This is a genomic window from Rhodococcus sp. FW305-130 (assembly GCF_058788335.1).
On the sequence record NZ_JBYTAP010000006.1, the window covers coordinates 333,231 to 360,086 of the forward strand.

Annotated in this window: 1 protein-coding gene; it reads right to left on the minus strand. The window is 64.1% G+C overall.

Annotated elements, in window-relative coordinates:
* Positions 1–72: 72 nt before the first annotated feature.
* Positions 73–26,649, minus strand: coding sequence for a non-ribosomal peptide synthase/polyketide synthase (locus AC3WQS_RS20690; protein ID WP_492712222.1), 26,577 nt, complete (start codon positions 26,647–26,649; stop codon positions 73–75).
* Between the last annotated feature and the right edge of the window lie 207 nt (positions 26,650–26,856).

Consider the following 26,856-nt stretch of genomic DNA (forward strand, 5'->3'; position numbering starts at 1 on the left):
TTTTCCCCTCGTCCGGACCCACCCGGGGTCCATCACCCTGTGTGTTTCACTCATACCCATGTCGAACCTGGTTCAGACACCCCACTGAGCGATAACTTCCCGCAATCGTACAGCTATGGTTGCCGCCGGACCCGGTTCGATCATCTGGTTGTGTTCACAGTCGACTTCGGTGACTCGGATGTCGCCTTGTACAAACCTTCGCCATTCGGCCACGTCGTGTCCGTTCTCCGTAGATCTTCCGGCTACGAAGAACTCGATGGCCCCAAGATGGACAGGCGGTTGGTGCCGATTCGTCAATTCGACGGAGTGGGAGTAACCGCGACTGATCCGCGCTAGATGCTCCGCTTCGATTCCGATTCCGGCGCCCAGGGTCTGCTCCAGCAATTCCGCCGCTTCTTCGAAGGTCTCGACGGGCTTGGATCCCGCCGGCATCGCGAGCCCGGCCAGTAGTTCGGAGACGGAGAGTTCCGCGGGCTGATCGGAATCCGACGACGGATAGCTGTCGAGGATCGACAACGTCACGTCACGTCCGCTCCGAGTGAGACTGTGCGCCACGGCGTGTGCGATGACGCCGCCGAGCGACCAGCCGGCCAGATGGATCGGGCCGGTCGATGCCACGGCTGCAATGCGATTCGCGTAGTCGTCGGCGAGTTCGGTCAGCGAGTCGAAGCTGGGTCCGCCGCTCAGGGACGGTAGCTGAAGACCGTAGACGGGTTGATCCAGCTCGAGGTGCTTGACGAATTCTGCATAACCCCAGGACAATCCGATACCCGGATGGACGAAGAACAGTGGTGCTCGATCGGATCCGGCGCGCAGCGTGATCATCGGGGCGAGCAGATCCGAAGAATCGTCCGGCGAGTGTGCGTCCATTCCGTCGGCCGCACGGGCGACACCGGCAGGTGTCGGATCCAGGAAAAGCGACTGCAACGGCACTCGCATCCCGAGGCGCTTCTCGAGTTCGATGGTTATTCGAGTGGCGACGATCGACGTTCCTCCCAGTTCGAAGAAGTCGTCGTCGACGCCGATGTGCTCGTGACCGAGCACTGCCTCGAAGATGTCGACGACCGTTCGTTCGGTGTCATTGGTCGGCGGCGCGTACGGGACTGTACGACGCTCGAAGCTCGGCGTCGGCAGTGCTTTACGGTCCAGCTTGCCGACCGGTGTCACCGGAATTCGGTCGACGACGACAATCGCGCCGGGAACCATGTGCGCAGGCAGGCGAGAAGACAGGTGGCGGCGAAGCTCCCAGTCGTCGACGGTCTGTCCTTCTACAGGCTGGATGTAGGAGGCGATCATCGTCTCCCCCGACGGTGCTTCGTGCCCAAGTGTTGCGGCGAAGTAGACGGATGGGTGTGCCATCAGGACTGAGTCGATTTCGCCCAGCTCGATGCGGAATCCGCGGACCTTGATCTGGAAGTCGCTGCGGCCGAGGTATTCGAGGGTGCTGTCGGAGCGCCAGCGCACCAGGTCGCCTGTGCGGTACATCCGCTGGCCTGGTTCGCCGAACGGATCGGCGACAAATCGGTCGGCGGTGAGGTCGGGACGATTGTGGTACCCGCGGGCGAGTCCGGGGCCGGTCACGTACAGCTCCCCGATGACTCCCACTGGCACGGGCTTGAGGTGCCCGTCGAGGACCAGGCCGGCAAAGCCGATGGCCGGTCGGCCGATGTTGATGTCCTTGCCCGGCCGCATGGGTTCACTGACGCTGGCCTGGATGGTGGATTCGGTAGGTCCGTATCCGTTGAACATGCGGCGGTCTCGGCCCCAGATGTCCACGAGTTCGGGTGGGCAGGCTTCGCCACCGACTGCGAGCACGCGGAGTTCTGGCAGCGCGGAGCTTTCGATGGAGCTGAGCGCGGTCGGCGTGATGAACGCGTGTGAGACGTGTTCGTCGGCAAAGATTTCGGCCAGTTCGGATCCGCCGAAGACCGTGGGTGGGATGACGACCAGGCAGGCTCCGCTGCCGAACGCCATCATGAGTTCGAAGACCGAGGCGTCGAAGCTCGGTGATGCCAAGTGAGAGATACGCGAATAGGGCTGGACGTTGAATCTCTGATGTTCCTCCGCGTTGAGGTTGGACAAACCGAGGTGGGTGACGATGACGCCCTTCGGCTTCCCGGTTGAACCCGAGGTGTAGATCAGGTACGCGGGATGCCCGTGATGCAAGGGGATCGTGCGGTCGAGGTCGGTGATCGCGGCGGCGCTCTGGCCGTCGATCTCGTCGACGGTCTGCGCTTCATCGAGGACCATCCACTCGACCGTGTCGGGAAGTTGACTGCGGTGAGCGTCGTCGGTGATGCCGAGTACGGCCCGCGAATCGTCGAGCATGTGGTTGATGCGATCGTCTGGATAGTTCGGGTCGACCGGCAAGAATGCTGCTCCGGTTTTCGTAACCGCCCAGATGGCGACGATCTCCGCCGTGGACCGCGGCAGACCCAGCGCCACAAAATCTTCGGGTCCGACACCGCGCCGGCACAACGCTCGAGCCAGCTTCGTCGATTCCTCGTCGAGCTCGCGGTAGGTCATCGACCCCTCGCGACTCGAGAGAGCTGGAGCATCCGGGTTCGAGGCGACTGCCTCGGCGAGGATCTCCGGCCACACCTGCACGCGAGTCGCTGCTGCACCGGATGCCGGCACCAGGGCTGCTGTTTCGTCGGCGGCGAGGATGCCGATGTCGGCGATACGTGTTGCGGGTTCGCGTCCGACAGTGTCGAGGATCAGACGCAGGCGGTCGGCAAAGCGCCGAATGGTGGCGGGTTCGAAGAGATCGGTTGCGAAGTCGAACGCAGCGGACATCCCGGCCGGGGCGCCGGACTCGTCGAACTTCTCGTCGACGATCAGTTCGAGATCTTCCTTCGCGTATTCGGTTTCCACGGTGAGGCCTTCGATATCGAGGCCGGGCAAGTGGAAATGCGCTGGCTCGTTGTTCTGAAGTTCGAGGGCGACCTGGAACAACGGTGAGTACGACGTGGATCTGGTCGGATTGATGACGTCCACGAGCCGTTCGAATGGCAGATCCGAGTTCTGGAATGCGGCCAGATCGATTTCCCGGATGTGTTCCACCAGTTCGGCAAACGTGACGTCGGGGTCGACGCCCGTGCGCAGGACCAACGTGTTGACGAACATTCCGACGAGATGGTCGAGCGCTGCCTGACCGCGGCCGGCGATCGGTGTGCCGATGGTGACCTCTTCGGCGCCGGACAGCTTCGACATCAGCACGGCCAGTGCGCCGTGCAGAGCCATGAACATCGTCACTCCGTTTGCCCTGGTGAGGTCCGCGAGGGCGCGGTGGGTGTTGGCGTCGATGTCGAAGGTGAATCGGTCGCCGTGGAAGGTCTGTTGCACGGGCCGCGGGTGGTCGGTGGGCAGTGCGATGACGTCGTCGAGGCCGGCGAGTTGCTCACTCCAGTAGCGCAATTGGCGACTGATGACGGATTCCGGATCGTCTTCCGATCCGAGGACGCGGTGCTGCCACAACGTGAAGTCCGCGTACTGCACTTCGAGTGGCGCCCAGGTGGGTTCGGTTCCTGCCGTGCGCGCCAGGTAGGCCGTCATCACGTCGCGTGCGAGCGGCGCCATCGACGAACCGTCGGCGCAGATGTGATGGACCACGACAAACAGAATGTGAACGGGTTCGTCGGTGTCGAGGCGGAAGAGCGCGACGCGCAGCGGCAGGTCCACCGACACGTCGAAACCGGTCGTGGCGAGTCGTTGCATGCGCTCTGCGAGTTCGTGCTCTCCCAACGTCATTTCACGGACCGGCGGTACGGCCTCGTCGGCGGTGAGCACTTTCTGAATCGGATCGCCGCCGACGGCGGGGAATACCGTCCGCAGGGTTTCGTGCCGCTCGACGACGTCGGCGATCGCCTGTTGCATGGCGGTGACGTCGAGGTCACCGGTGAGGCGAACAGCTAGTGGGATGTTGTACGCGGCTGAGCGTGTGTCGAACTGGTTCAGGAACCACATGCGCTTCTGCGCCAACGAGAGCGGGACGTTACCGTCGCGCTCCATGGGAGTGAGCGGCACAGTGCCGACGGCAGTGACAGCGTCGGAAAGCCGTTCGGCGAGCTGAGCTGTCGTCGGTGCCTCGAAGAGCACGCGCACCCCGACGTCGATGTTCAGTGCGGAGTTGAGCCGCGAGACCACGCGAGTGGCGATCAGCGAGTTGCCGCCGAGTTCGAAGAAGTTGTCGTCGACGCCTACCTGCTCGACGCCGAGTACATCGATGAAGGCGTCGGCGATCCGACGCTCGAGGCTTGTGCCGGGAGCCCGGAATTCCACGCCGGTTCCGGTGAACTCCGGGGTCGGCAACGCTTTTCGATCGAGCTTGCCGACCGCGGTGCGCGGTAGCTCGTCGACGATCATGATGCTGGCCGGAACCATGTGCGAGGGAACACGTCCGGCGAGGTGCGCGGTGATCTCTGCGCCGGTCAGCGTCGACCCTTCCTCGACGGTGAGGTAAGACGCGAGAACGGTTGCGCCGGCCGGTCCGTCGACGCCGAGTGTCACGCAGTTCGTGACACTTGCCATTGCAGTGATCTGGGCGTCCACCTCACCGAGTTCGATACGGAATCCGCGAATCTTGACCTGGAAGTCGCTGCGCCCGACGTACTCGATGGTGTGATCGCTTCGCCAGGAGGCGATGTCACCGGTGCGGTACATCCGGTCGCCTGGCTTGCCGAAGGGGTCGGCGACAAATCGCTCGCTGGTCAGGCCGGGACGCCGGTGGTATCCGCGAGCCAGTCCGATGCCGGCGATGTACAGCTCGCCGGGAGCTCCGACGGGCACCGGTTGCAGGCGCGAATCGAGGATCATCTCGTGCACACCGCGGATCGGGCCACCGATCGTGATGGGTGCACCCACTGTCATGGGTTCGCTGATGTCTGCCATGACGGTTGTCTCGGTGGGGCCGTAGGCGTTGACGAATTCCCGCCCGGGTGCCCACAGACCGACGAGGTGCGGTGGCAGAGCCTCTCCCCCGACGACGACGTGCCGGAATTCGTCCAGGCCGGCCGGATCGACGGTGGCGAGTGCCGCCGTGGTGACGAACGCGTGAGTGACGTGTTCGCGGCGGATCAGACTTGCCAGTTCGGCGCCGCCGTAGATGTCGGTCGGGACGATCACCATGGTTGCTCCGACACCGAATGCCTGCAGGTACTCGAAGATGGCTCCGTCGAAGCTGGGGGTGGCGAAGTGCAGGGTCCGAGAGTGGTGATCGGCGTGGAATCGACGTTGCTGATCGAGCGCGAAGCTGTCGAGTCCGGTGTGGGTGACGACAACTCCCTTGGGTCGGCCGGTGGATCCCGAGGTGTAGACGACGTAGGCGGCGTTGTCCATGACCACCGGTGCAAGCCGTTCGTCCTGGGCGATCGGCAGCGTGCAGCTTGTGGCGACGTCGTCGTCGAATGCTTCCTCTCCGAGCACCAACCAGGACACGATGGGTGGCAATGTGTCGATGGCGTCGACGACGGTCAACCCGAACAACACCTCGGAGTCGCTGAGCATGTGTTCGATTCGGTCGGCCGGATAGGTGGGGTCGACGGGGACGAACGCTGCGCCGGTCTTGGCCACTGCCCACACCGCGAGTACTGATTCGACGGACCTTTCGATGCCGATGGCGACCGATGTCTCGGGCCCGGCGCCGCGGCGGATCATGGCTCTGGCCAACTGGTTCGAGCGTCGGTCCAGTTCGATGTAGGTCATGGAACGGCTGCCGGCCGAGAGCGCGATGCGGTCGGGATATGTGGCGGAGACGTCGGCGAGTATTTCCGGGAGCGTACGAGCGGAGCGACCCGGGGATCCGAAGACCGGCGCAAGATCACGGCTCTCGAACTCCGTGAGAACCTGCAGGCGGGCCAGCGGCTGATCCGGTGCCGACGCCAGCTGCTCGAGGACGATGCCCACGCGCTCGGTGATCTTCGCGACTTCGCGGGCGGAGAAGTGCGTCGGCAAGTACTCCATCTTCAGGTTCAGCGTGTCACTTTCCGACGCGACAACGGCAATCGGATAGTGCGCCGAGTCGCGTCCGTCGATGCCGAGGACGTGCATTCCCGCGATGTCGGTTTCGGCGGTCAGGGCTGCCTCGTCGACGGGATACGACTCGAATACCGTCAGGGTGTCGAATGAACCGGCGGCGCCCACTGCTCCCGCGATGTCCGACAGTCCGATGTGGTGGTGGTCGAGTAGTGACGCTTGCTCGGATTGGACGCGAATGGCCAGTTCCGCGAGGGTTTCTCGGGCGTCGAGGCGGATTCGGACGGGCACTGTGTTGATGAACAGGCCGACAATCGATTCCACACCGGACACCTGTGGTGGGCGTCCGGAAACGGTTTCACCGAAGACGACGTCGTCGCGGCCGAGGAGTTCGGCGAGCACGATTCCCCAGGCCACTTGGACCAGGGTCGCCATGGTCAATCCGCGGCTTCGCGCGAACGCCCGAAGGGTCTCGGCTCGTTCGGTCGGCAGCGAGTACGAGTGAATGTCACTGGCAACGGTTTCGGCGGCGGTGCTCGCTTGCGAGAGTTGGGTGGATGAGTCCACTCCTCGTAGCGCTTCCTGCCAGGCTCGCAGAGAAGAGTCGGGGTGCTGCTTCGAGATCCAGGTGAGGTAGTCGCGATACGACTGAACTCTGGGCAGAATCTCGGGGGCGCCGTCGGTTGCGTAGAGAGTGAGCAGGTCTCGAAGTAACAGAGGGGTTGACCAGCCGTCGAGCAGGATGTGGTGGTTCGTCACGACGAAGCGTGCTGTGTCCGGTCCGAATCGTACGAGCATGAACCGGATCAGGGGTGCTGTTTCCATGTCGAAACGCTGAGCGCGATCACGCTCGAGCAGCTGAGCGAACGCGACTTCACTGTCCTCGGTCCCGGACAGGTCGATCTCGGCCCAGCCGATCTCGACACCGGAACGGATTACCTGCAGCGCCCGCCCTCCCGGCGCGGAGACAAATCCCGCGCGCAAGCTCGGATGACGATCAACCAAGGCCTGCGCGGCGCGACGCAGGCGCGGTGCCTCCACTCGACCCCCGAGCTCGAGGGTCAGTTGCACCATGTATGGATCGATTTCCGTTTCGTCGAACTGGGCGTGGAAGAGCATGCCCGACTGCAGCGGTGACAGTGACCAGATATCGGTCAGGTCGGGGAACCTACGCTCGAGCTGTTCGATGCTCTGCTGATCCGCGGTGACGAGATCGAGATCGGTGGGCGTGAGCTCGCGCTCGGAGTGTTCGTCCACGTATTCACTCAACGAGCCGAGTGCTCGGGACCAGAGTTCCGCCAGTTCCGTGACTTCGTCCTCGCTGAGGATGCCGCGGGGGAAGGACCACGTAGCGCGCAGAATCGGACCGTGCGCGGTGTCGGTGGTGACGGCATTGATGTCGAGCACCGACGCGGCGGCAAGATCTCCGCTGTGCGCTTCGTCGAGCGTCACTTCCGAGATCGGCAGCCACGGCACCTCGCCGTGCTCGGGGTCCGAGCCGGCAAAACGTCCGAGGTAGTTGAACGAGATCTCAGGTGTGGGCAACTCCTGTAGTTCTTCGTTCCGGTCGAGGTACTTGAGCATCCCGAACCCGATGCCGTTGTCCGGCAGACCGAGCAGCGTTTCCTTGACGACTTTCACAGCGGAGGCCGCGGTTGATCCCCCGGACAGTGCATCGACGACATTGAGTCCGGTGAGATCGATCCGGACGGGGAACAAGGTGGTGAACCAACCGACTGTGCGCGAGAGGTCTGCGCCAGGCGCTGCGTTCTCCTCGCGCCCGTGTCCCTCGAGATTGACGAGCACTTCCCCGCTGCGCTGTCCGCGCGATCGACGCCAGGCGGTGACGGCAATCGCGAGAGCAGCAAGCAGCCCGTCGTTCACCGAGCCTCCGAAATGTCGTGGCACCGCCGAGATGATGTTCTCGGTCACCGAGGTCGGTACGTCGACGCTGACGCGGTCGACGGTGGCTCCGACGTCGACCGCGGGGTCCAGCCCGCGCGTTCCGAGCATTGGTTCGTCGGTCCGCATCCTCGACCACAGGTCGATCTCGTCGCGTCGATCTGCGGCGGTCTCGGCGAGCGCTGTCGCCCAGCGACGTATCGACGTTCCGCCGGGCGGAAGAATCGGTGTTTCGCCGTCGAACGCCGACGCATATGCCGTGACCAGGCCGGGGACCAGCATTCGCCAGGACACACCGTCGACCGCGAGGTGATGAAGTACCAGGAGCAACCGTCCCGCCTCAGGCCGGTTGCCGTTCGCGCTGACCGGATCCAACCAGACTGCGCTGATCATCTTGCCGTGCTCGGGATCGAGTCGGCTGGATGCGTCCTGCATCGCGGCTTCTGCCGCGCGCAGGAATTCTTCGCCGCCGGTGGACACGATGGGGGTTCGGTGCAAGATGTCGGAGGCTGCGACGGTGCCGGGTTCGCTGATCTCGAGTTGGTGAGTCGCGGCCTCCAGACGTGCCCGCAGTACGTCGTGGCGGTCGAGGATCGTTTGTAGTGCGCGCTCCAGCGCGGGGCCGGACACATCCGCGGGCAGTGCGATCAGCGCACTCTGGCTGTAACTGCGGATCGCGCTCAGGTCACCGCGACTACGTTCGACGAGCCACTCCATGATCGGTGTGAGCGGTAGCGGGCCGGCTCCCCCGCCGGGTAGCTCGGTGAGAACCGGTGCAGTTTCCGATGATTCGATGAGGAGGACCTTGGTGAGGCCGGCCACGGTCTTCGCTTCGAAGACGTCCCGCGGAGTGAAGATGAGGCCTGCGGACTTCGCCCGTGAGACGAGTTGGATCGACATGATCGAATCGCCGCCGAGGCCGAAGAAGGAATCGTCCACTCCGATACCGCCCCGCCCCAGAACCTCTCCGAAGAGATCCGCGAGGACCGCTTCGGTGGCGGTGGCTGGTGCCCGCGTCGCCTCGGTTGTTCCCGTCACGGTGAAGTCCGGAGCCGGGAGGCTGCGTCGGTCGAGCTTTCCGTTGACCGTCAGTGGAAGCGATTCGAGGACGACGATCGCGGTGGGCACCATGTACTCCGCGAGTTCGGCGGCGACGAAGTCGGTCACCGTCGCTGAATCGACGGTACTGCCTGTTTCGGCGACCACGTACCCGACGATCCGCGGTGACGCTCCCTCTGTGCGAACAAGTGCTACCGAGGCAGCGACGCCGGGGCAGCGGAGCATTGCGGCTTCGATCTCTCCGAGTTCGATGCGGAAACCACGCACCTTCACCTGGAAATCACTGCGGCCCACGTACTCCAACTGCCCCGCGTCGTTCCACCTCGCCAGGTCCCCGCTCCGATACATTCGATCCCCCGAACTACCGAATGGATCGGGAAGGAACCGCACCGAAGTCAATGCGGGTTTCCCGAGGTATCCCCGAGTCACCTGATCACCGGCGACGTACATTTCGCCGACAACACCTGGTGGTACCAAGTTCAGTCGCCGGTCGAGTACGTAGACGGACAATCCTGGTACTGCTCGCCCGATGATGCTCGCCGACGCGTGCTCGCTGTCGTTGCGGTCGAGCGCGATTCGACTGACGTGCACTGTCGTCTCGGTGATCCCGTACATGTTGACCAGCGTCGGCGCCGTATCGGCCCGCCGGTCGTACCACTTGCGCAATTGCCCGAGATCGAGCGCTTCTCCACCGAAGACGACGTAGCGCAGTGCAAGGTCGGGACCGGTGCCGTTTGGTGAGTACGCACGGTCGGCTTCGGCGAGTTGGTAGAAGGCGGTGGGTGTTTGGTTCAGCACCGTCACTCGCTCACGGCGGAGCAGTTCGTGGAACATGTCCGGCGATCTGGTCGTGTAGTAGTCGACGACGACCAGCCGGCCACCGTGCAGCAGTGGCCCCCACAGCTCCCAGACGGAGAAGTCGAATGCGTACGAGTGGAACATCGTCCACACGTCCGTGTTGTCGAACCCGAATGTCGGGGAGGTGTTGTCCATCAGAGTAAGGACGTTTCGGTGGCTGACCTGGACACCTTTGGGGCGCCCTGTGGATCCGGAGGTGTAGATGATGTACGCGATCGCGTCGGGCAGAAGTGGTGTCGTCCGGTCCGCGTCGGTGATGCGATGTGGCGCAGAGTGATCGAGGCGTACCGCGATCTCCGGCGATCCGAGTTCGACGATGTCGATGCCTGATTCGATGATCTCCGAAGGTAGGTCGCTTCGGAAGTCTCCGGTCGTGACCAGGCATACCGGCCGCGCGTCGTCGAAGAGGAATCGCATGCGCTCGGCCGGGTAGGTGATGTCGACCGGCAGGTATGCCGCCCCGGTTTTGATGACGGAGACGAGGGCGAGCACGAGATCGGTGGTTCTGGGCATCGCAACGGCAACCACGGATTCCGGACCGATACCGCGGCCGATCAGGAGCCGCGCCAGGCGGTTCGCGCGCCCGTCCAGTTCGGCGTACGTCATGGCGCCGTCGCTGTCGTTGACCGCGGTCGACGACGGATGTGCTGCAACAGCTTCGAAGAATCGGTCCGCGATGTTGTCGGCCGGAGCCGGTTCGGCGTGAGTGTTCCACTCGGTCAGCATCTGTCGACGCTCGCCGGCGCCCACGACGTCGATGTCACCGGTAGGAGTCGACGGCTCTCGGGAGACCGCCTCGAGGAGGGTGAGCAGTCTGCGCGAGAACGACTCGATCAATCCATCGTCGAACAGTTCTGTGGCGTAGATGAATTCGGCGTCGATTCCATCCGTTCCGCCATCCGCGTCGTAACGCTCGGTGACCGAGAGTTGCAGATCGAACTTGGCGACGGGTAGGTCGAACTCGACTCCCGAGACCGACAGACCTGGCAGTTCGAGTTGCGGTAGCGCGTTGTTACGGAACTCGATGAGGATCTGGAACAACGGAGTGTGCGACGTCGAGCGTTCCGGGGCGAGTGCGTCGACCAACCTTTCGAAGGGCAAGTCGGTGTGTTGGAACGCGCCGAGGTCGCCTTCGCGAACCTGGGCGAGTACGTCCTCGAACGACGCGTCGGGCGTGATCTGTGTCCGCAGCACAAGAGTGTTGACGAACATTCCGACCAGGTGATCGAGTTCGGCCTCGCCGCGCCCGGCGACAGGTGTACCGATGGCGATGTCCTCGGTACCGGCCAGGCGTGCCGCAAGTACCGCCAGTGCTGCGTGCATGACCATGAACATGGTGCTGCCGTGCTCACGTGCCAGATCGGTCAGCGCCCGATGGGTCTGCGGCGATACCGCGAACCGGTGAACAGAGCCGACCATGGACGGCTTTGCCGGACGTGGGAACGACGTCGGCAGGGCGATCGGCTCGCCCAGTCCCGCGAGGCGGTCCTTCCAGTAATCAAGCTGACGGGTCAAGGCGGAGTCCGGATCTTCCTCGGAGCCGAGCACTTCGTGCTGCCACACAGCGAAGTCGCCGTACTGCACGGCCAGTTCCGACCAGCTCGGCGCACTGCCGGCGCTGCGGGCCGCATAGGCCGCTGCCACGTCCGCTGCCAGGGGGTTCATCGAGAACCCGTCGGCGACGATGTGGTGGACGACGATCACGAGTACGTGCCTGCGCTCGTCCCCGTCGACGCGCAGGACCGCGCATCGGATCGGAACTTCGGCCGAGGCGTCGAAGCCTGCCGAGGCCAGCTCGAGGATTCGATCGGGCACTCTGGCAGCAGTGACGATTTCCGGCTCCAGGATCGGCATGACCTCGTCGCTGGACATCACCTGCTGCACCGGCTGTCCGTCGATCGAGGGGAACTTCGTCCGCAAGCTCTCATGGCGACCCAGTACGTCCGCTACCGCGGCCTGCAATGCGGCGAAGTCCAGATCGCCGTCGAGGCGCACTGCCAGGGGAACGTTGTAGGCCGGCGAGGTCACGTCGAACTGGTTGAGGAACCACATCCGCTTCTGTGCCAATGACACGGGCAGTGGATCCGGGCGAGATCGCCGAGTCAACGGTGGTCTGGGATTCTCGCCGCGGCCGACACTCTCCGCCAGACGAGACAGCTGCCGAACTGTCGGAGACTCGAACAATCCTCGAACGCCGATGTCGGTGCCGAGAAGTGCGTTGACGCGGGCGATGACGCGGGTCGCGGTCAGTGAGTTTCCGCCGATGTCGAAGAAGTGAGTGTCGATACCGATCGGGGACACTCCGAGCACGTCCTCGAAAACGCCCACGACCAGCCGTTCGAGCTCGGTCGCCGGTGCAGCGAGTGTTTCGGCATCGGTGTCGAAGCGAGGTGCCGGAAGAGCAGCCCGATCGACCTTGCCGACGCCGGTCAGTGGTAGCTCGTCGAGCACGACGACGCTCGCGGGCACCATGTGTGCCGGCAGTAGCTCCCGTGCCGCCGCCCGGATGTCCTCGGCGCTCACCGGGCGTTCGTCGTCGCAGACGACATATGCCGCCAAGGCCTGCTCGTCGGAGGGTCCGCGCACCGCCAATGTGACCGCGTACTCCACACCGGGCAGCTGACCCAACGCCGTGTCGACCTCGCCGAGTTCGATACGGAACCCGCGGATCTTGACCTGGAAGTCGCTGCGTCCGAGGTACTCGATGGTGCGGTCACTGCGCCAGCGCACCACGTCTCCGGTGCGGTACATCCGCTCCCCCGGCTCGCCGTACGGGTTGGCGACAAATCGTTCGCTCGTCAGCGGTGAACGCCCGTGATAGCCGCGCGCGAGTCCAACTCCGGCGACATACAGTTCGCCGGGAACTCCGACGGACACCGGTTGAAGTCTGCGATCGAGGACGACCTCGCTGAAGCCGCGGTTCGGCGGCCCGAGATAGACCTTCTCACCGGCTGGGATGGGGTCACTGAGGTTGCAGGAGATGGTGGTTTCGGTGGGTCCGTAGACGTTGACGAACGATCTTCCCGGCGCCCAGGTGCGCACCAGGTCCGCCGAGGGCGCCTCGCCACCGACCGTGATGGTGGTCAGTTCGTCGAGTCCCTCGGGATCCACCGACGTCAGCGCTGCGGGCGTGATGAACGCGTGGGTGACATGTCCCTCTCGGAGAACGTCGGCCAGTTCGGTTCCTCCGTAGACGGTGGTGGGAGCTACGACCAGTTCGCCGCCGACGGCGAAGGCGAGCAGATACTCGAGAACTGAGGCGTCGAAACTCGGCGAGGCGAAATGCAGTGCGCGTGAATTCTCCGTGAGACCGTAGCGATGACGCTGTTCGTCGGCGAAGTTCTCGAGACCGGTGTGCGTGACGACGACACCCTTGGGCCGGCCGGTCGAGCCCGAGGTGTAGATGAGGTAGGCAGTGTTCTCCAGCCGCGGGGTTCCCCGGCGCTCGTCTTCGCGTAGCGGTGACGTGGACACTCCGGAGAGCCGAGTGGCGTTCGCCGAGTCGTCGAGTTCGAGCCACTTCGTTGCGCCACCGTCGGCCGGTGCATTTGCAGCCGTGGTCATTCCGAGCGATGATGCCGAGTCCTCGAGCATGAACGAGATCCGGTCACTCGGGTAGCGAGGATCGATCGGCACGAAGGCGGCACCGGTCTTGGTGATCGCCCAGACCGCTGCGACGGATTCGAAGGACCGTTCCACACAGATCGCCACCCGTGAGTCCGGGCCCGCGCCTTCCGAGATGAGCACGCGCGCCCACTGATTCGACGCCTCATCCAGCTCTCGATAGGTCATCTTTCTGTCACCACAGGACAGTGCGACCCGTTCGGGGAATCTGCTCGCGGTGTCCGAAAAGATGCGATCGAGTGTCCTTACCGAGCGGCCTTGCCGGCCGCGCGCGGGAACCAATTGCTGCACTTGCGAATCCGGCATCAAACGCAGTTTCGCCAGCGGAAGATCCGGTTGTGCGGTGATCAGTTCGAGGGTGCGGAGCAGCCGGTCCGCGATCGCGTCGATGTCGTGATCGCCCAGGACTCCCGGGAAATACTCGAATTTGAGCCGCAGTCGCCCGTCTGCCGCAGAGGCAACGATCGCGAGTGGATAGTGCGCGGCATCCTCGGCGTCGTGGACGTCGAGAACGTGCATTCCGGCGATGTCGGTGCCGGAGGAGAGTCCACCGCGGTCGACGGGATACGACTCGAACACAGTCAGCGTGTCGAACGATGCAGCGGCCCCCACTGCCGAAGTGATGTGCGAAAGCCCCACATGATGGTGATCGGACAACCGCGCCTGTTCCGCTTGGACACGAACGCACAGCGCTGCCAGTGACTCTCGCGGGTCGAGGCGAACTCGGACGGGGACAGTGTTGATGAACAAACCCACCATCGACTCGACGCCGGACACCTGGGGTGGTCGGCCGGAGACGGTTCCACCGAAGACGACGTCGTCGCGGCCGAGGAGTTCGGCGAGCACGATTCCCCAGGCCACCTGGATCAAGGAGGCTGTCGTCAGGCCACGGGAGCGGACGAATCCACGCAGAAGTTCCGTCTCACGTTCTCCGAGGGCTGTGGTGGTCGAGCGTGAGGTCGCGCCGTCCTCGTCGACGGCGTGAGTTCCGGTCAGCAGCGTCGGGTCGTCGAGTCCGCGGAGTGCTTCGCCCCAGGCTTCGATCGACTCGCTGTCGTCGCGAGTGCTGATCCAGCTCAGATAGTCCCGGTAGGGGTGCACGCGTGGGATGGCACTGTGATCACTGTCGGTGGCGTAGAGCGTCAGTAGGTCACGGACCAGCAGCGGCATCGACCATCCGTCGAGGAGGATGTGGTGGTTGGTCAGGATCAACCGATACGCGTCGTCTCCGGTTCGCAGAAGCAGGAACCGCAGCAGGGGCGGCGTGGCCATGTCGAAGCCTCGCACCCGATCCGCATGGAGGAGCTCGCGTATCTCGGTTGCCTGTTCGGTGGGGGCCAACGGAGAGATGTCGATCTCGGTCCACGGCACGTCCACGTCGGCGCTGATCACCTGCACCGATCGCCCACCGGTGTCGGTCGTGAACGCAGCTCGCAGGTTCTCATGACGGTCGAGCAACGCCTGTGCGGCGCGGTGCAACCTGGACGCGTCGACGCCGTCGAGTTCGAGTGCGAGTTGGACGGTGTACGCGTCGACTGTGTGTTCGGCGTAGCGGGCGTGGAAGAGCAGTCCGGATTGCAGCGGTGAAAGGGACCAGACGTCGGTCAGTGTCGGGAACTCGCGCTCGAGGTGGTCGATGGACTCCTGGTCCAGTTCGATCAGGTCGATGTCCGACGGTGTGAGTCCCCCGCGTTCGCTGTGTTCGGCGTAGGTGGCCAGAGCGCGCAACGACTGCACCCAGAGTTCGGCGATGGCGCGAGCATCGCGCTCTGCCAGCACGCCGGTGGGATAGGCGATAGTGGCACCGATGTGCGGTGCACCCGAGATTTCGGTGGTGACGACATTGACGTCCAGGACCGAACCCACGGGCATCTCGGACCGAGCTGCCGCTTCCAGATCGACGTCACGGGCCAGTGCCCAGTCCCCCAGCGACTCTCCTGCTTCGGTGCCGGAGAAACGACCGAGATAGTTGAAGGAGATCTGCGGTTGGCGGAGATCTTCCAGTTCCGCTCGGCCCACCTCGTCGAGATAACGCAGAACTCCGTACCCGATGCCGCTGTCCGGAACTCCCAACAGTTCTTCCTTGACCCGCTTGAGAACCACCGCTGCCTCGGGACCGCTGCTCAACACGTTCGAGATGTCGATGTCGGCGAGGTCGATTCGCATCGGGAAGACACTGGTGAACCAGCCGACGGTGTGCAGGACGTCCGCACCGGGCACCACGTGAGCCTCGCGTCCGTGACCTTCCATCGAGACGAGCACGTTGTCGGTTCGTATGCCCTGTGCCTGCCTCCACTGCGTCAGTGCCAGCGCGAGAGCAGCAACGAGACCGTCGTTGACGGATCCACCGAAGAGCGCGGGAAGCGTGGTCAGGACTGTGTCGGACAGTTCGACGGGCACGTCGGCGACAACTCGGCCGACCGAATCGAACGTGTCGAGCCGCGGGTCCAGCGGCCGGGTTCCGATCAGGGGGTCGTCACCTTCGAGGATCGAACGCCACCGGGGCAATTCGACTCTTCGATCGGGCGCGATGTCACGGAGTGCATGCGACCAACGACGAACCGACGTGCCCGAATACGACGGCTCCGGCTCCTCGCCGGCGTCGATCCGGTGGAAAGCGGACGCAAGTTCCGGTACGAGCACGCGCCAGGACACGCCGTCCACCGCGAGGTGGTGGATCACCAGGAGCAACCGGCCGGTGTTGCGTACGCCGGACAACCAGACGACCCGCACCATCTCGCCCCGGACGGGGTCGAGTTCTCGACGTGCATCACCCAGGGCAGTGACGATCGCCGCGTCGAACACTGCGGTGCCCGGCTCGGCCTCGACCTCGACTACCCGGCAGATGTCTTCGGCTGCAACAGATCCCGGATCGCCGACTATGAGCCCGCGCTCGCCGTCGAGTTCGAGGCGCGCGCGAAGGATGTCGTGACGATCGAGAACGACTTGAAGCGCTGCGGTCAACTGCTCCACACTGCGAAGCCCGTGCGGCGCATTGAGAAGGGTCGCTTGGGAGAACGAATCGAGCCCCTGGAGATCGGAGCCGAGCCGGTCGAGCCACCACTGTGCCACCGGCAACAACGGCACGTGGCCGACGCCGCCTCCGGGAAGTTCCTCGAGCACCTCGGGTTCGTCGTCCTTGGTCGATGCCAGCAAAACCGCAAGACCGGCGACCGATTTCACCTCGAAGACGTCACGCGGGGTGAACACGAGCCCGGCGTCGCGGGCACGGGCGACGAGCTGAATCGACATGATCGAATCGCCGCCCATCGAGAAGAACGAGTCGTCGACGCCCACCGATTCGACACCGAGGACATCGACGAACAAGGCGGCCAGCGTGCGCTCGGTATCGGATTCGGCAGCCCGCGAGCGCGCTTGGGTTGCTCGCAGGTCGGGAACCGGCAGGGCTCGGCGGTCGAGCTTTCCGTTGGCAGTCATCGGCAGTTCGTCGAGCACGACCACCGTCGCGGGAACCATGTACGGGGCCAGAGCCGAACCCGCGAACGCGATGACGGCCTCGGGATCCACAGTCTGAGCATCGTTGGCGGGCACGACGTATCCGACGATTCGCGCGGCGCCTCCGTCACGTTCGAGCGTGGTCACCACGGAATGCGCGACCCCGGGGTAACGAGCCAGAACTGCTTCGATCTCGCCGAGTTCGATGCGGAACCCACGAATCTTGACCTGGAAATCACCTCGGCCCTGGTACTCGAGTTCGCCGTTCTTGTTCCACCTGGCGAGGTCGCCAGTGCGGTACATCCGTGTGCCCGCACTGCCCGCGGGATTGGGCACGAAACGTTCGGCGGTGGTGCCGGCGCGGTTGCGGTAACCGCGGGCGAGTCCGTCGCCACTGACGTACAGCTCCCCCGTCACTCCGACCGGGACGCGGTGCAGGCGATTGTCGAGGACCCACGCAGTGATGCCTGTCGACGGGCGACCGATCGTCACTCGATCGGCCGGGGACATCGGCTCGGTGATGCTGGCGACGACTGTCGATTCGGTCGGTCCGTAGGCATTGATCATGATCCGGTGATCACTGACCCAGGCGGCGACGAGATCGGGCGGGCAGACGTCGCCACCGGTTCCGATGCAAACCAGCTCGTTCAGTTCGCTCGGATCGACCGTGGCCAGAGCGGCCGGGGTGATGAAGGCGTGCGTGACGTGCTGATCGGCGATCAGGCTCGTCAGTTCGGTTCCGCCGATGATGCTCGGTGGAGCGATGACCATCGTGGCCCCGGCACCAACGGCCATCAGGAGTTCGAGAATCGAGGCGTCGAAGCTCGGTGAGCTGAAATGCAGCGTGCGCGAGGTCGATTCCACCCCGAATCGAGTACGTTCCTGTTCGGCGAGTGCCGAAAGCCCACGGTGAGTGACCATGACACCTTTGGGGACGCCGGTGGAACCGGAGGTGTAGATGACATAGGCGGGATTGTCCAGAGACACCGTCCCCGCCAGTTCCGAGGCCTCCAGCCGCTGATCTCCGAACTGTTCGAGGGTTGCCAGTGTCTCGGCCTGATCGAGCAGAACTGCGTCTGCCTCGTCGGGGACGACACCCACATGCTCGGCGGTGGTGAGGACGACGCCCGCTCCCGAGTCGTTGATCATGTGATGTACGCGGTCGACGGGGTACGCCGGGTCGACGGGTACGAATGCGGCGCCGGTCCGGGCAACCGCCCAGATCGCGACCACGGATTCCAGTGAGCGTGGCAATGCCAGGGCGACAACGGATTCCGGACCTGCCCCGCGGCCGATCAACAGACGTGCAAGCCGATTGGCCCGGCGGTCCAGATCGGAGTACGTCAGATGTCGGTCGCCGAAAATCAGTGCAGTTCTCTGCGGTTCGTCGACGTACTTCCGCTCGAGCAACGTCGAGAAGTGAACCTGGCCGGGAAGTTCCGGTGCAGACACGACGCTCATCGTGTCGGTGTCGACCACGAGATCGATGTCGCCGACCGGCGTGTGCGGTGATTCGGTCACCGCACCGAGGATCCGAACAAGATAACGAGCGAAGCCTTCGACCGTCGACTCGTCGAACAGGGCGCTCGCGTAGGTGAACCCGGCCTCGATTCCCGCCGGCCGGCCCTCCTCGTCGAATGTCTCGGCAAGCGTGAGTTGCAGATCGAAATTCGAAACGGCGGATTCGAGTTCGAGGACCTCGACCTCGAGGTCCGTCAGACGAACTGCTGGTCGACTGGTGTTCTTGAACTCCAGCATCACCTGGAACAACGGTGAATGCGAAGTCGACCGCTCCGGAGCCAGCGCATCGACGACGCGCTCGAAGGGGACGTCTGCGTGAGCGAAGGCGTCGAGGTCGGTGCTGCGAACTCTGGCCAACAGATCGGTGAACGAGGCTGCGGGGTCGACATCGGCGCGCAGCACCAACGTTCCGACGAACATACCGACCATCGGATCCAGGAGGGCATTTCCGCGTCCGGCGATCGGTGAGCCGATCGTGATGTCTTCCATGCCGGACAATCTGGCCACGAGCACCGCGTACGCGGCGTGTATCGCCATGAACATACTGCTTCGGTGTTCGATCGCGGTTTCGCTCAGACGACGATGAATGCCGGCATCGATGTCGAATCGAACGACGCCGCCCGAGAGATCCTGTACGCGCGGCCGCGGGCGATCTGCGGGGAGCGCGAGAAGCTCGGGCACACTTGCCAGCTGACGTGTCCAGTACTCGAGCTGGCCGGCGAGGGTGCTCTCCGCTTCGTCTATCCGTCCGAGTGCCCTTTCCTGCCAGATCGCGAAGTCCGCGTACTGGACCGGGAGAGGAGACCAGTCGGGTGCCTCACCTCGATGCCGTGCCGAGTACGCGCTCATCACGTCGAACGCCAACGGTGCCATCGAGAATCCGTCGGCGCAGATGTGATGGACGACCACAGCCAGGACGTGATCTTCTGCGTCGACCTCGATCAGTTCCGCCCTGATCGGTGGAGCCTGCGTCACGTCGAAGCCCCTCGAGGTGACGCGTTCGATCTCCCCGAGTACCGCTTCGGTGCTCGCGCCGACAATCGGTAGCGACCCCAACGCTTCACCGGGTTCCACGATTACCTGCGCCGGCACTCCCTCGATCATGGGAAACAGCGTGCGCAGCGATTCGTGGCGATCGAGCACATCGGTGATCGCGCCTTCCAAGGCCGCAACGTCCAACCGGCCTCTCAGCCTGATCGCTATGGCCACGTTGTACGCCGCGGAGGTGACGTCGAATTGATTGACGAACCACATGCGCTTCTGGGCCAGCGACAGCGGAATCGACTGCGGCCGCGGCAACGCCTCGAGCGGAAGAACGGCTGCTCCCCCTCGCGCCGTGGCGCACTCGACCGCCAACTGCGCAACGGTCGGCGCGTCGAACAACTCTCTGATCGACAGGTTCAACGACAGTGAATCGTTCACGCGCGCCACGGCTCGGGCAGCGACGAGACTGTTTCCGCCGATCTCGAAGAAGTTGTCGTGAACACCGACTGCCCCGGATTCCAGAAGCTCCTCGAAGATCGCCGCCAACTGTGCTTCGAGCGGTGTTCTCGGCGCCAGATACGTCTGCGAACTGTCGAAGCTGGGCGCGGGCAGAGCTTTCCGATCGAGCTTGCCGGTCGAGCCGAGCGGAAACACGTCGAGGGCGATGACCACTGCGGGAACCATGTAGGCGGGAAGGAGACCTCTCAACTCGGCGCGCATGCCGTCCGTGTCGATCGAGGTGCCTGTCTCGGCGATGACGTAGCCGACCAAGCTGTCACCGACCACGTCGTCGTGATGGACGAGAGCAGCAGCTTGCGTGACACCGGGCAGCCTGAGCAACGCTGCTTCGACCTCGGCGAGCTCGATGCGCTGGCCGCGGATCTTGACCTGGAAATCGCGTCGACCGACGTAGTCGAGTAGCCCGTCGGCGCGCCACCGGACGACATCACCGGTTCGGTACATCCGGGTGCCAGCCGGGCCGTACGGATCGGCCACGAATCTGTCGGCGGTGAGATCGCTGCGCCCGAGGTATCCACGCGCCAGTTGCACTCCCGCCAGGTACAGCTCGCCGTGAACGCCGACCGGAACGGGATGCAGCCGCCCGTCGAGGACATAGAGCTGGGTGTTCCACACAGGCGCACCGATGGGAACGGTGACGGTCATGTCTGGGGTGAATTCGGCGGCGCTCACGTCGACGGCAGCCTCCGTGGGTCCGTACAGGTTGAACAATCCTGCAGAACTCAGACGGGTGAACGCCTCCGCGGTGGTGGGAGCGAGAGCTTCACCGCTGCAGAACACCTGACGCAGGCTTGCGCACTGCCCGGCAGTCGCGACCGCGACGAATTCCGCGAGCATCGACGGAACGAAGTGCGCCGTCGTGACGCCTTTTTCGGCCATCAACGCCGACAGGTACCCGGGATCACGGTGCCCCTCCGGTTCCGCGATCACCAACTGCGCACCAGTCTGCAGGGGCCAGAACAGTTCCCACACCGAGACGTCGAAGGTCACCGGAGTCTTGTGCAGCACCACGTCCGACGCGTGAAGTGGGTACGCGTCTTGCATCCACAGAAGGCGATTGACGATCGAACGGTGTGATACTGCAACGCCTTTCGGCCGACCGGTCGATCCGGACGTGAAGATCACGTATGCAGCATTGTCCGGGAGGAGGGGTCGGATCCGATCAGCGTCGGTCATCGGCACCGTCGTGGACACGGGACGATCGAGATCGACGTCGACGATCGGGACTCGCGCGGGAAGTGCGCCGTGGTCCTGGGGCCGGCTCAGCACACAGATCGGTGCGGCGATGTCGAAGACGTACGCGATACGTTCGGCCGGATGGTCGGGGTCCACCGGGACATACGCCGCACCGGCACGGATCACGGCGTGGACCGCGACGAGTAGTTCGGGTGACCGGCGAATCGACACCGCGACGCGCATGTCCGGGCCGACACCGTGGGCGATGAGGGTTCTGGCAAGTTCACTGACCCTCGCGTCGAACTCCGCATACGTCAGTGTCCGCTCGCCGTAGATGAGCGCTGCCCCCTCGGGCGTCCGGGCTGCCTGCTCCGCCACCAGGTCGGAGAGGGTGGTGATCGGTACGGCGTGTTCGGTGGCATTCCAGCGCTCGAGGACCAGTTCCGCCTCGCCCACAGCTGTGAGATCGACGTCGCCGACGATTGATTCGGGGTCGGCCGCTACCGCGTCGAGGAGCATCGTGAAGCGATCAGCGAGGCCCGACATGGTGTCCGAGTCGAAAAGTTGGCTGGCATAGTTCAACTGGCCGTCGAGATGGTCGCCGCGGTCGGTGAGAATGACCTGAAGATCGAACTTCGCTGCACCCGTGGACAGTTCGTCAACAGTGACGTCGAGCTCGGGCAAGGTGACCTCGGCGGGAGCAGCGCCTTGCATCACCAACATGACCTGGAACAGCGGTGCCTGGCGCTCTGCGAGGGATTCGACGAGTACGTCGTACGGCACTTCGGTGTGCTGCAAGGCCGCCACGTCGACGTCCCGGACGCGGGTGAGAACTTCACCGAAGGTGAGTCCCCCGTCGAGAACCGTCCTCAGCACCACCGTGTTGACGAACATTCCGACGACGTCGTCGAGGGCGCGCTCGCTACGCCCGGCCACCGGGGTGCCGATCGTGATGTCGTTCGCTCCACATTCTCGACTGAGCAGGACGGCCAGCGCTGCGTGGATCACCATGAACACGCTGACGTCGCATCGCGCCGCGATCTCGCCGACCCGGCGGTACGTCGCGGAGTCGATCCGGAAATCGAGATCTCCACCGCGCAGCGAGACACCTGCAGGCCGCGGGTGATCCATCGGCAGTTCCGCGAGCTCACCGCGTTCGGCGAGAGTGTGCGACCAGAACCGCAACTGCTCGGCGAGAATCGAATCCGGGTCGGACGCTTCGCCGAGCGCTCCTCGTTGCCATTCGCTGAAATCGCCGTACTGCACTTCGAGCGGCAACCACGCCGGTACACGCCCGCTCGCCCTCGACGCGTAAGCGACCATCACGTCACGAGCCAGCGGCGCCATCGACAGGCCGTCCGCTGCAATGTGGTGAACGACGAGGACCAGCGTGTGCTCGCGTTCGTTCACCTCGAGCAGAGTGGCGCGGATCGGCACCGATTCGCTGACGTCGAATCCCGTTCGTGCCAGTTCGCTCGCCCGCGCTGCGGCCGCTGCGGCAGGCACCGTTTCCACCTCGAGATGATCGAACATCTCGTCCACACCGAGAACGTGCTGGACCGGACCACGGGCGCTCTCGGGGAAAACGGTCCGCAAGACCTCGTGCCGAACGATCACGTCCCGCAGTGCGGTGAACAGTGCGTCGACGTCGAGATCGCCGGTCATCGAAACCGCGATCGGAATGTTGTACGCCGGCGAACTCGGATCGAGTTGATTGGTCAGCCACATACGTTGCTGAGCCAGAGATACCGGTATCCGGTCAGGGCGATCGATACGCGTCAGTGCTGGGGCGCGCGTGTTCCGCGAGTCCGCGAGGTCTGCGCGAGCAGCCAGAGCGGAGACGGTCGGCGCCTCGAAGAGGTCGAGAACGCTCAGCGTCGTCCCGAGTGCTCCGTTGACCCTCGACACGACTCGGGTCGCGATCAGCGAGTCACCGCCGAGGTCGAAGAAACTGTCGTCTGCTCCCGCCCTGGTGATGCCGAGCAGATCGCAGAACACCGCAGAAATTCGCTTCTCGGTCGAGGTCTCGGGGGCACGGTATTCGGCCGTGCCGCCAGCCGAATCGATGTCCGGTAATGCTTTCCTGTCGATCTTTCCGGCGGGAGTCAGTGGAATGGAATCGAGTACGACGATCCGCGACGGAACCATGTGCGCTGCCAACGAGGATCCGGCGTGGGCGATCAATTCGGAGTTGTCGATGTGCGTGCCCTCAGCCGCCGTGACGTACGCCGCCAACAGTGTTTCCCCACTCGGGCCCGAAACTCCGGCGGTGACAGCCTGCGCGACGCTCGGATGGCGGCGCAGTACGTCGTCGATCTCGCCGAGTTCGACGCGGAAACCGCGGATCTTGATCTGGAAGTCGCTCCGTCCGAGGTACTCCAGCTCACCCGCGCCGTTCCACCGCGCGAGGTCACCCGTGCGGTACATGCGCTCTCCCGCAACGCCGTTGGGGTCGGCGACGAATCGTTCGGCCGTGATCGTGGCTCGCGCGTGGTATCCACGCGCCAAACCGATACCGCTCACATAGAGTTCGCCGGCGACACCGATCGGCACCGGTTGAAGCCGCGAATCCAGGAGGACGGCCGCGGCGCCGCGCATCGGCTTTCCGATCGTGACGGGAACATCGCTGCTCAGCGGTCCGGTCAGGGTGGCGACGACGGTGGTTTCGGTCGGTCCGTACGCATTGAACATCGAGCGTCCGTGTGACCACTGATCTACCAGCGCGGGCGAGCAGGCGTCGCCGCCGGTCACGACCACTCGTAGATCCGGTAGGCCGGCGGGATCAACAGTTGCCAGCGCGGCCGGGGTGACGAAAGCGTGTGTCACCCGGCCGACGCGCATCACCTGGGCCAGTTCGTCGCCGCCGTACACGGTGGGCGGCGCTATCACCATCGTCGCCGCGCCGCCGAAGGCAAGGAGAAGTTCGAGTACCGAAGCGTCGAAGCTCGGCGAAGAAAAATGCAGGGTGCGGTCGCCTGGTTCGACTCCGAACCTGATTCGTTCTTCGTCGGCGAAGCTCCTCAGCCCGCGGTGACTGACCACGACGCCTTTGGGGACGCCGGTAGATCCCGAGGTGTAGATCAGGTAAGCCGGGTCGTCGTAGCGCACGCGTGAGCGACGTTCGCCATCGTCGAGCGGTGCGTCCGAGCGGTACGCGTTCGGTTCGTCGGTGCTGAATTCGTCCAGAAGCAGCCAGTCCACCGAATCGGCGAGCCCGGCATGGTGCTCCCCCACGCTGATTCCGACAACAGCTCCCGAATCGGTGAGCATGTGCCGAATACGATCCTCGGGGTAGTGCGGATCGATCGGAAGGAAGGCGCCGCCGGTCTTGGCCACTGCCCACGTCGCGGTCACCGATTCGATCGACCTCGACAGTGCAAGGGCGACGTAGGTGCCTGGGCCGACTCCCCTGTTGATCAGTTCGCGGGCGAGTGTGTTCGACTCGGCGTCGAGTTCCCGGTAGCTCACCTCACGATCACCGAAAATGAGCGCTGGGGCATCGGGGTTCACAGCCGCGGCCCGGCGGAGGATATCGGGCAGGGTCAACGGCGCGGACGCGGTCGCTCCCTGTGCCGGCACCAGGGACTCACGCTCGAACTCGTCGAGAAGATCGAGATCTCCGACCGACGTTCGCGGGGCTGCCGCTGCGCCCGCAAGGATCCGCACCAGTCGCGAGAGGAAGGCTTGGACCGTGGATTCGGCGTAGTGCTGCGTGGAGTACGCCACCTCGAGGGCGCCGGTATCCGCGTGGACGTCGATCGCCACATCGAGGCCGGCAATCGTGGTCTCCTGCGAGCCGTCGTTGAGATGGACGTGCAACTCGGGCAGCTCGGGGATACCTGCCGCCGATCGAACCAACAACGTGTCGCGTTCTCGAGCAAGAAAACTCACGAACTCGTCGAACGGCGCCGCCGGATCGACCTCGCAGCGCAGCGGCGAAGTCCCCCACTCGGTCCTCGTTCCGATCAACACGTCACGGCGCTCGGTCGATCTCGACAACAATGCCGCAAATGCCGCGTGGACAACGGCAAAGAGTGAGACATCTTCCGTACGTGCAAGTTCGGCGACCGCGGGATCGAGCGGGAAGCTGAGCCGATTCGTAGTGGTCGGCTCCGATTCTGCGTCGATTCGCTCGAGCCCCAGCGCCGAACCCTCGTCGGAGTCCCCCAGATATCCAGCCCAGAACCTTTCGGTTTCCCTCCGCTGCGCACTGCGTGCCCCGGCCTCGGCGCTTGCCGGATGAATCCGGTTCATCGGCGTACCGGCCGGTGCTGCTGTCAGTTCTGCGACCAACTCGGTGAACGCCCGGTGGTGTTCAACCAGTTCGTCGTGACCGTAGCGATTGGGGTTGCCACGAAAGTCGATCAACGTCTGAGCTGGGTCGCCACTCTGGTACACGTTGACCAGGAGATCCTCGACGGGCCCCGACGTGACGATGTGAAACTCGCCGGTCAGTGATCCCAGTGTTATCTCCTGCCGGAAGAGCATCACATTCATCATCGGACCGGACAGTCGTGCATCGCCGACCGCCAAGCCCGCATCGCGCCTGATGTCTTCGAGACTGCATCGCTGATGACGAAGCGCGCCGAGGAGTTCGAGTTGGACCCGCCCGACCAGATCGTCCACGCTTTCGTCGGGGTCGACGTGGATGTGAAGGGGCGCGACGTTGACCAGCATTCCGCCGGAGCGTTGCAGCGGTGCCGTGGTCCTCGCCGAGACCGGCAGATTTATCAGAACGTCGTCGTAGCCGGTGTTGCGAGACAAATAGCACGCCAGTGCCGAAATCAGCACCGCCGCCGCAGTGGCACCGGAACGCGAATTCCACTCGTCCAAGGCAGCAAGGCTGTTCGCCGACATCGCGGCACTGACGAGTTCGCTACGCGCAGTCGGAGGTCCCTCACGCGTTGCCAACGTAGAACCGTGCTCGACGCCGGACACTCGCCGGGCCCAGTATTCGCGGTCGGCCTCGAACCGACTCGATTCGCGGTACTTCTGATCGAGTTCGGACAGCGTCGTGACGTCGAGCGCCTTGTTTACCGCAGGCTCCCGGCCCTCGACTGCTGCGGTGTAGATCGCGGCAATGCGATTCACTATCGTCATTCCGCTGTATCCGTCGAGAGCAACGTGGTGAATCCTGGTGTACCACAAGTAGTCTCGATCGCCAGTTTGGAGAATTGTCATCTCGACGAGACGATCACGCGTCAAGTCGAGCGTCGTCGCGTAATCGTTGTCCATCCACTCCGACGCAGCCTGCCGAGGGTTCTCACGCTCGCGGAAGTCGAAGTAGTCGATACCCGGATCGATCGTGAAGTCCACGATCTGGCACGGCTCACCATCGGGGTACATCAACCGCAGAAATGGCGACTCGAACTCGTGGGCGGCCTCCACTGCAGCGCGGCTGAGCAGTTGCATGTCCAGGTCGCCGTGGAACTCGATGTACTGCGCAATGAAATACGGCACCGTCGGGTGAAGTTGCTGCGCAAACCACATACTGCGCTGCACCGCTGACAGGGGAAACGCCCCTGCCGGCAGGCTTCGCGATCCGGTCAGCGGATCGATCCTCTTGTCGGTATCCATCACGACCACCCCCACACAGCGTTGTGACGATCAGCGCCGGGAACTGTGGCTCGGGGATTGAAGAGAAACATCGCACCGCCTCGATATCGAGTGGAAACCATGTGGCGATCCTGCGAGAGCGCAGCCGAAGGTCATCGACCTCGACGAAGGGTCGCTTCGAAGTCCGAACCTCCCCGAAGGTCCGAACTCAGGATCAGAATTTGTCGT

Bases quoted from the DNA above. Each gene is read 5' to 3' on its own strand.
- AC3WQS_RS20690 (WP_492712222.1), bottom strand. From the start codon at position 26,649: ATGGATACCGACAAGAGGATCGATCCGCTGACCGGATCGCGAAGCCTG.